This window comes from Arthrobacter cavernae (assembly GCF_017368795.1).
Classification (GTDB): domain Bacteria; phylum Actinomycetota; class Actinomycetes; order Actinomycetales; family Micrococcaceae; genus Arthrobacter; species Arthrobacter cavernae.
The window spans coordinates 1-7,618 of sequence record NZ_JAFNLL010000070.1 but is presented as its reverse complement, the minus strand read 5'-3'; the positions used below and the strand labels follow the sequence as shown (position 1 = coordinate 7,618).

6 protein-coding genes and 1 pseudogene are annotated in these 7,618 nt (G+C 68.2%); 4 read left to right on the top strand and 3 right to left on the bottom strand.

The genetic code is table 11. From position 1 onward, the window contains the following. Positions 1-811 precede the first annotated feature (811 nt). Entirely contained in the window at positions 812-1,276 is a 465-nt protein-coding gene (locus tag J1902_RS18440) for a GatB/YqeY domain-containing protein (RefSeq protein WP_207617833.1), read from the top strand. 1,983 nt (positions 1,277-3,259) lie between these two features. Here J1902_RS18440 and J1902_RS18435 read toward each other — a convergent pair. Together J1902_RS18435 and J1902_RS18430 are read right to left on the bottom strand one after the other, a co-directional pair. Next, entirely contained in the window at positions 3,260-3,493 is a 234-nt protein-coding gene (locus J1902_RS18435; protein ID WP_207617832.1) for an alpha/beta fold hydrolase, read from the bottom strand. Positions 3,494-3,675: 182 nt separating this feature from the next. Beyond that, positions 3,676-4,131 (bottom strand): alpha/beta fold hydrolase, encoded by a 456-nt coding sequence (locus tag J1902_RS18430; protein ID WP_207617831.1) that lies wholly within the window; start codon positions 4,129-4,131, stop codon positions 3,676-3,678. Positions 4,132-5,643: 1,512 nt separating this feature from the next. On the opposite strand from J1902_RS18430, the gene J1902_RS18425 reads away from it, so the two are divergent. Further along, positions 5,644-5,790 carry a hypothetical protein gene (locus J1902_RS18425; protein ID WP_207617830.1) on the top strand — a complete coding sequence of 49 codons (147 nt, stop codon included), beginning with the start codon at positions 5,644-5,646 and terminating at the stop codon, positions 5,788-5,790. A gap of 431 nt (positions 5,791-6,221) precedes the next feature. Next, positions 6,222-6,788 carry a LysR family substrate-binding domain-containing protein gene (locus J1902_RS18420; protein WP_207617829.1) on the top strand — a complete coding sequence of 189 codons (567 nt, stop codon included), beginning with the start codon at positions 6,222-6,224 and terminating at the stop codon, positions 6,786-6,788. A 66-nt stretch (positions 6,789-6,854) separates the two neighbouring features. On the opposite strand, the gene J1902_RS18415 is transcribed toward J1902_RS18420, so the two are convergent. Next, positions 6,855-7,073: an aldehyde dehydrogenase family protein gene (locus J1902_RS18415; protein ID WP_207617828.1), complete on the bottom strand. Its 219-nt coding sequence runs from the start codon at positions 7,071-7,073 to the stop codon at positions 6,855-6,857. A 302-nt stretch (positions 7,074-7,375) separates the two neighbouring features. On the opposite strand from J1902_RS18415, the pseudogene J1902_RS19565 reads away from it, so the two are divergent. Further along, positions 7,376-7,618: pseudogene (locus tag J1902_RS19565) on the top strand (SCO6880 family protein); the annotation flags it as partial.

Below are 7,618 nucleotides of genomic sequence, written 5' to 3'. Positions count from 1 at the left end.
GGGGGGGGGCACCGTTCTGAGGTGTCCCCGGTGGAACAGCCCGAGGGTCTTGGCGGCCAGGGACGCGGACGTGGAGGCGTTGGAACTGAAGTCGTTCCGGGTGGTGGCTGTTCGTGCCCCGAGGGCCAGTTGTTAACGCCAGTGGGAGGGTGGATTGTTCGCAGGGTGTCGAGCCGGGCCATTTTGGTGCGGTGGCCGGCGATATCGACCCGGCGGGTCTCGGCCAAAGCAGTCCTTGCGGGCATCGAAGTCCTGGCCCGGCCGGTAGATGAAGGCCACGAAAGCCGGCCCTGGCCCGGCCTGGTCGTTGGTGTCGTGGCGGATTGCGATGTTAGCGTCCCGCCCCGCCCGCGTCTTGGGCCGATGCTGCCGCCACGACACCGGTGATGCCTCGCCATCCATCCGGGGCTCAGCAGCACCGGTGTGGGCGCAGCAGCGGGCGCACCCGCGGCGGCCCTGCCGAGGCGGCCGGGTGCGGTCCATGTACGGGATTCCAGGTCCTCCAGGTCCCCTGTCCGCCGTGGTCACCGCGTGGGCTGTGGCCAGGGCGGCTCCGCGCACAGGGTTGCGGGCTGTGAGGACAAGCGGCCGTGCGGGTGCGGGGCGGGTAGGGTGCTGTTCCGGCCGTGCCGTGGCCGACGAGCATGGGGGCCGGAAGGGCCATGGTCCGGAAGGAATCGGTCATTTGACCACAGTTCCGGGTCATATGACCCAACAACCGTGTTTCGGGGACACCCTTTCACCCTGTGTCTGCGCATGAACTGGGCGCGGGCGTGAAGAATGAAAGCACCACCATCGAAAGGGACCCGCCATGGGCACCCTGAAAGAACGCCTCCACGCCGCCGTCATCGTCCATATGAAAGACCGCAACAAGACCGCGCTGACCACGGTGCGTAACGTTCCGGGCGAAATCGAAACCCGCGAAAAATCCGGCAAGGCCCCCGTCGAGCTCGACGACGCCCAGGTCACGGCCTTGCTCCAGAAGGAAGCCGCGAAACGCCGTGACACGGCCCGCATCTACACCGAAGCCGGCGAGAGCGGACGCGCGGCGGCGGAGATCGCCGAAGCCGAAGTCATCGAAACGTACCTGCCCCAGGCCCTGAGCGCAGCCGACGTCGAAAGCATCATCGACGAAGCCCTCACCGCGCTCAGGGCCGAGGGCCAGGAACCGACGCTCCGCCTCATGGGCGCTGTCATGAAACCCGTCACCGCGAAGATCGCCGGCCGTTTCGATGGCAAAGCCGTCAGCGAACTCGTCCGGGCCCGCCTGGCATAACCCGCCCCGGCCGCGGACGCACACAGCTCCCACCGGGCGGGGGATGCCACTGCGCGAAGGGATGTCACTGTGCAAAGGGGATATCCAAAGGGGATATCACTGTGCAAGGGGATGTCACCGCGGCCGGGGCCCGTCCTTGCCCGGGCCATGCTCCCGGCCGCTGTCGAGCGGCGTCAACGGTCCCCGCCTGCTCCGCCCTGTGCCCTTTGCAGCGGGCAGGGTCAGGCGGGCATGCCCGGTGCGGGGTTCGGGCGCCAACCGCCGGCCGCGCTCGCGGTTTCGGGGGGTGTGACCGACCCCGGGGCCTGGGGTTTGCCCCTGCCCCGGCGCCCCCTGCTTCTGCCTTTTGCCTTGGAACGGTGTCCAAGGTTGGGCAGTGCGTGGTGTCCGTTGTACGCGGCGGTTCCTGGGGTGCGTGCGGACTGTCCGCGTTGTGTGGGTAGAGCGTCCCGGGTGGCCGGGGCGCCTATTTCTTGTCCGGTCCCGGATCCGGCCCGACGACGAACCTCACCTCACGGGCGGCGCTTGCGTGCAGTTCCAGGGCGGCGAACTCGTTGCCGCCCTTTCCTGATCAGCCGGCCCCGGAACGTACAGCGTGCGCTGCGGGGCCGCGGCTCCAGTAACGGCCAAGAGTGAAGCTGCTGACGAAGACGACACCTGTGCTCCACCCCCGGGCGCAGCTGCCCGGCCGAACCCACCTCAACACGGCGGATCTCCCAGCCCAGCACTTCGGGCCAGTCCAGCAGCGCGGGCCCGATCAGCCCCCTTTGGCGTCGCTGATCGGTTGCCTGGAGTTGACCCTGTCCTGGTACTCGGCAGGATCCGGAACCGCCCGCCCCGGATGGCGGCGTGATGGGCGCTCGTGGCTGAGGGTGCCGACGGGGTGTCGTCCAGGAAGAACTGGGCCACGTCCCGGGCCTGCTGCTCCAGGACGCGGCCGTGGGCCACGTCGACCTCGTAGCGGTTGAAGCCGCGGTAGTGGTCGCCGCCGGCGGGATTCCGTCGACGGCAGCGCACCTACACCGCCGCCACCTTTGGACCGCTACAAGATCCGTGCGGTGCAAAGCGCCTGGCACAACGTCCCCGCGCCGTTCGGGCTGGAAGAGTGTACCGGCAAGGAAGCCGTCGCCACCGTGCTCCAGGAACCCGCCCGGACGATCCGCCTCCCTCGCTTTGGGTCTTGGCGCCGTTAGGGGCTGGATCGTCCCTGGCAGTGGGCCCGGACCTCCTTGTGGAACCGGGACTTTGGTGAATCGCAGGGCCCGGTGTGGTGGTCATCGATGACCGCTGGAGCCTGCCTGTGCCTGGGCAGGACGCGGAGCCTCAGGGAGGGGACGGGTGTGATCGACGTCGGCTACATCCTCGCCGGAACCCCGGTAACGAGGTCACCGCGACGGTCCTGCCGGACGGTATCCCAAACGTCCGGCGTTTCAAGCGCCGGTATCCCAACGGTCCGGCGTTTCAAGCGCCGGTATCCCAAACGTTTGGCGGGCGGAGTGTCCGTTGTGCTGGAAGCCGGCCACCGCCGTCGTGCTGGTGGACGAATGGCACCCCGAGGATCCCCTGCTGCACGGAGCGCGGGACCCGAAACCGACCCGGCGCGCGATTCCGCCTGCCCGCAGACACCCGCGCCGCCGGCGCATCACCTTCACCGTGGAAGAACTACCCGCCCACGGGGACCATCACCGTGCGCGATGACCGCGAAACCGGGCGTGAGCGAGCTGACTACCGGCCGCGACGTGAAACGCCGCCACGTCCAGGACCCAATCCACTCCAGCACCCTGCCCGTCCCGGTCATCCTCGCCGAACAGCGCTCGCTGTCAGGGATCCCGGAAACACCGTTGGGTGGCGACGGACCGCGGCTTTGGCGCGGGCATCGCGGTGCGGCATGTATGGCAGGAGGGCACCGGATGATTGCTTGGCCGCACCGATTCGAACAGTCCCACGAGCCGGTGCAGGAGCTGCTGAAGCCGCTCACCGGGATCAGTCCAACGGCCCGGGCACCCGAGCCGGGTTCTTGCCCCGCAGCCACTCAAGAGCATAGACCGGGGCGGTATCGCCCTCCTCGAGGAAGAACACCACATGGGAGCCCTGCATCCAGTGCAGCTCGGAACCCGGGATCCGCTGGTGGGCGTGCCGGGCGTTCTCCGGCGGCACACTCGAGTCCGCGGTGCCGTGCATGATGAGCGTGGGACAGGCGATGGCCTCAAGGTCCAACGGAGCGAGCCCCTTGAACCCCCTGGAATCATTATCGAACCCCGCCCGGCGACCGGCCCATCCGGCAGAAGCCATAAGAATGGCCTCAAGATGCCCGATACGGACCGGATCCGCCGCGACCACCGCGGCCCGCTCCGCAGCCTCCTCCCGGGATCCCCCACCGAACCGCCGGAGCAGCATCCTCAGCAACGGCGCTGCGCCATGGCGAAGAAGCCACAACTGGAACCGGATGGCCGGATCCATCGTAGACAGCCTGGCAACGGGAACGGAGGGATCGGCAGAGCGACCGAGTCGATCTGGAGCAGCCTCGTGACCCGGCCCGGATGCCTGGCGGCCAGCGCATAGGCCGCAGGCCCGCCCCCGGAACCGGCAAACACCGCGGTCCGGTCGAGGCCGATGGCATCCAGCAACGCCGCAAGCGCATCGCCCTGCCCTGCCGGCGTACGACCCGTGCTCAGCGGCGTCCCCAAATACCCTGGCCGGCTCGGCGCGATGATACGGAACCCATTGACCCGGAAGAACTCGGCAGCCACCAACCCCTGATCCCAACCCCCGAGCGTTCCGTGCACAGCAAGGAGCGGCTCACCAACGCCCCTGTCGGCATACTCCACCGGCCCCGCCCCCGTCACTACCGTCATACACGGATGGCTGAGGCAGGACCGCAAATCTTCCAACCGCAGGGGAACCACCATAACCGCGATACTCGCACACCCGCAGTGCCCGCAACACCCACCCAAGGCCAGCACCCCCAAGACAGCCCGCCCGCCACCGGCAGGGGCACAACACCGCTCAACCCTGGACAGCCGCCACGACGCACTCGCCGTTGAAGTATTCGAGTTGCCAGTCATCAACGCCGTGATGGTGAGCACCGTGTCGCCCACGGATGACACGGCCGTAGCAACACCCGGTATCCGGGCGTGCTGCTACGGCTGTGCCTGCGGTCCCCCTGGGGAGCCCCGGCGTGCCCTAACTTCATGCCCGGCACGACACTTGGGCCGGCAAGGCGGTGCCCCCGGTCTCCACTGACCCAATTCGACCAGAGGGTGGAGGCGTTGCCAACGCACGTGTTCGCGCGCTGCAGGACCCCACGCAGCTGGCGGCGACGGCCGTGGCGGGATCGTCTTTACAGATGTGGCTGCCTTGCCCGCACAGCGGCGGTGTACTTTCCCAAGGTCACCGCGACCCTGGCGTCCCGCGTTTCTCCCAGGCCGCGGGACCGATCCCACCGGACCGGCACGGCGCCGGTTCCGGCCGCGTTCAGCACGCGTCCGTCCTGAACCGCTGCATCCTCCCCAACCCCGCTGACACCCTCGACGAGGAACGCCACCGACGCGGCAGGAACCCAAGCAAAACGGACTGCCAAACGACTGAAACCGACCGCGACCCTTCCCCGCCACCGGCACGCACGGCGCTCGCGGTCTTGGCCCACCGGTTCTGGTAGAGCTCCGCGCGCAACTCGGGGTAAGCCCGCCGTAGGACTTCGGTGTTTCGCATCCCTGCGGATCCTCGCGAATAGCTCCACTCTCGACTCCATCACTGCCTTCCACTGTTGGGAAAAACCTCTGATGGAATCAACCGTGGGGTGGGCTTATCTGAAACTGCGATTAATCAAACCGGCTGGCCGGGAAGTGGGCCCAACTCAGACTGCAGAACTGGTCCCAACTCAAACTGCCATGATCACTCCGGCGCCTCCGGCGGGTTTGGCCGGTTACGTCGCGGTCTGAGTGCTCTGCCCAGCCTGCCCGGGTGGGCGGCGAGCTGGTCGCCTCCCAGTTCTCCTCCAGACGCGGCGGCCTCCAGCTGCAGGCAGGCAGGTACGGGCGTGTACCCGGGCAGGCCTGCGCCAGCGCCAGTGTCATCGCTTCGGCGTTCGTGGTCCTGGGGTTGATGCCGGTCCGGGTCGGGATCTGGTCCGGATGCGCCTTCGGCATCGGACACCCCTTGGAATTACTGGTGGCGGTAGATGTCCCGGCGGTGTCCTTCCGCGGATCCGGGAACCCAAGGGCCACATACCCGGGAGCCCGCTTGCTCAGCGATGCTGCCAGCACGGGCGTGAGTTCGTCGTGGTAGTCGTGGATGGTGGGATGCCGCGGAACCGGGCCGCCTTGACGTAGGCGAGGGCGTCGAGCATCGCCGCCGCGCCGTCATCCATGGTTTCGTCCACGCTCACCGACCTCCGGGCACTCGCCGAACGCGGGGACCGCTACGACACGTTCACATCGCGCACCACCGCACTGCGGCAAACGCATGCGCGCAAACCCAGCCTTATCGAACGCCTCAACCGGGCCGGCATCTGAGCACCAGGGTAGTGGCGCAGAGGACGACGACATCACCCAGTGCCAGCCCGCGTCGCGGGAGCCTGCCCGGCAGACGGCCACTCTCAAGACCAGGGCGCGAAGGACGTCGAAGACGCCGATGGAGGCCTCAAACCTGTAACCCAGGGACCGCAGCACCGCACTGACCGGCGTCATCGTCGCCGCGCCGGCTTCCAGGTACAGCACGATGTCCCAAACCGGTGGGCCGAAACACGGCAGGGGGCCGGCGGACTCGGCGGGTGAAACCGGACCATCACCCCCGCCCACCTTTTGTCCACTGGACCGATGCGTTCGGCGATCCAGCCAGAGCGAGGGAGCTCCTTCCACAGCCGCGGCAGGCACCACGAACAGTGCCCGGCAGGCAGCACCCACCTGCCCCAGGCGCTCGCCGTCGGGCAGGGGCGGATCCGGACGTGATCAGCCAGTCCGAGCGGGAGCTGCCCGGGCTGAGCATCGAGGACGTTCCCGTGGACACCGGCGCTGTGTCTTCGAAGCTGCAGAGCGACGGCGGCGACATCGGCCTGGGCCGCTTCCTGACCCCGCCGCCGGGGTTCCGGAAGGAAACGCTCGTGCACGAATCCGTGCTGGTGACCTTGAGCTTCAGCCATCCCCTGGCCGGCTCTGAGTCCATCGAGCTGCAGGACCTGGGCGATCTGCCCCTGCTGCTGTGGACCCGCGAGCAGAACCCGGAATACCACGACGCGCTACTGGAGATCTGCTACGGCCGCGGGCCGTCCCCGCTGATCCTGGTCAGCCCGCCGCTCATCGTCGGGGCCCGCTCGTACCTGATCGCCGAAGGCAGGGCGTTCTCCCTGGTCCCTGAGTCGGCGGCCAACCACCTCCCCGCGAGCCTGCGCGCCATCCCCCTGAAAACGAGGGCAACCCTGCCGCTGGAAATGCTGTGGCTTGAGCATGATCCGCGGGTGATCGTGCCGCAGTTCCTGGACATCATCCGCAGCGAGGCGCGCGCCCTCGGCTAAGCGCCCCTCCTCAAGGAGGGGACGACGGCGGACCCCGGGTGCCGCCGTCGTCCCCTTGGAGAAGCCCTACCGCTCGATGTTGACCATCACGTGTTTCAGGTGGGTGTATTCTTGGACTGCGTAGACGGACATGTCCTTGCCGGTTCCCGACTGCTTGAATCGGCCATGTGGCAGTTCGGAGGACATGGTGATGTGGAAGTTGAGTCTGCGGACAAGATCCATGGCGCGGGCGACGTCCCGAGTCCATACGCCGGCGGACAGACCGTACACGCCTCGTTGGCGCACTCCAGCGCCTCGGCCTCAGAGTCGAAGGTCGAAATGAACACCCCGACGCGCCGGCCATCCTCCGGGAAGTCGTCCGCACCTACCCGGAAGGTTCCGCCACCGTCCGGGCCGGGGTGTCTCTGACCTTCAGCGCCTCCTGCGGGTCCCGGAAACGCGAACCGCAGGACGTCGCCCGTGACCTGGCCTCCGCATCCCCGGCCTGGGCGCCCGGCTGCAGGCCACAGGGGCGGGCATCGTCTGGCCCATGTCGGCGCAGGACTCTGCGAAGTCGTGCGCATCGCCTACGACCCGCCCGCGGGTCGGTGAAATCCTCGGTCCTGTCCCGGCTCCTGGCTCCCCACGGCGACATCGACCGCAAGCGCGTCTCGCTGCTGTTCCGTCCGATGGATTCGGCCCGGGTGGCCGCCGTGGTGGAACGGGGCCAGAACAACGCCAACGTCCGCATCACTTCCGGGAACCGGGTCAGCGCCCTGGTTGATGCCGTTCCGCCGCCCAGACAGCGGCCGAGGAATCCCAGGGGGCCGGGCATCAATAAGATGGCTGGC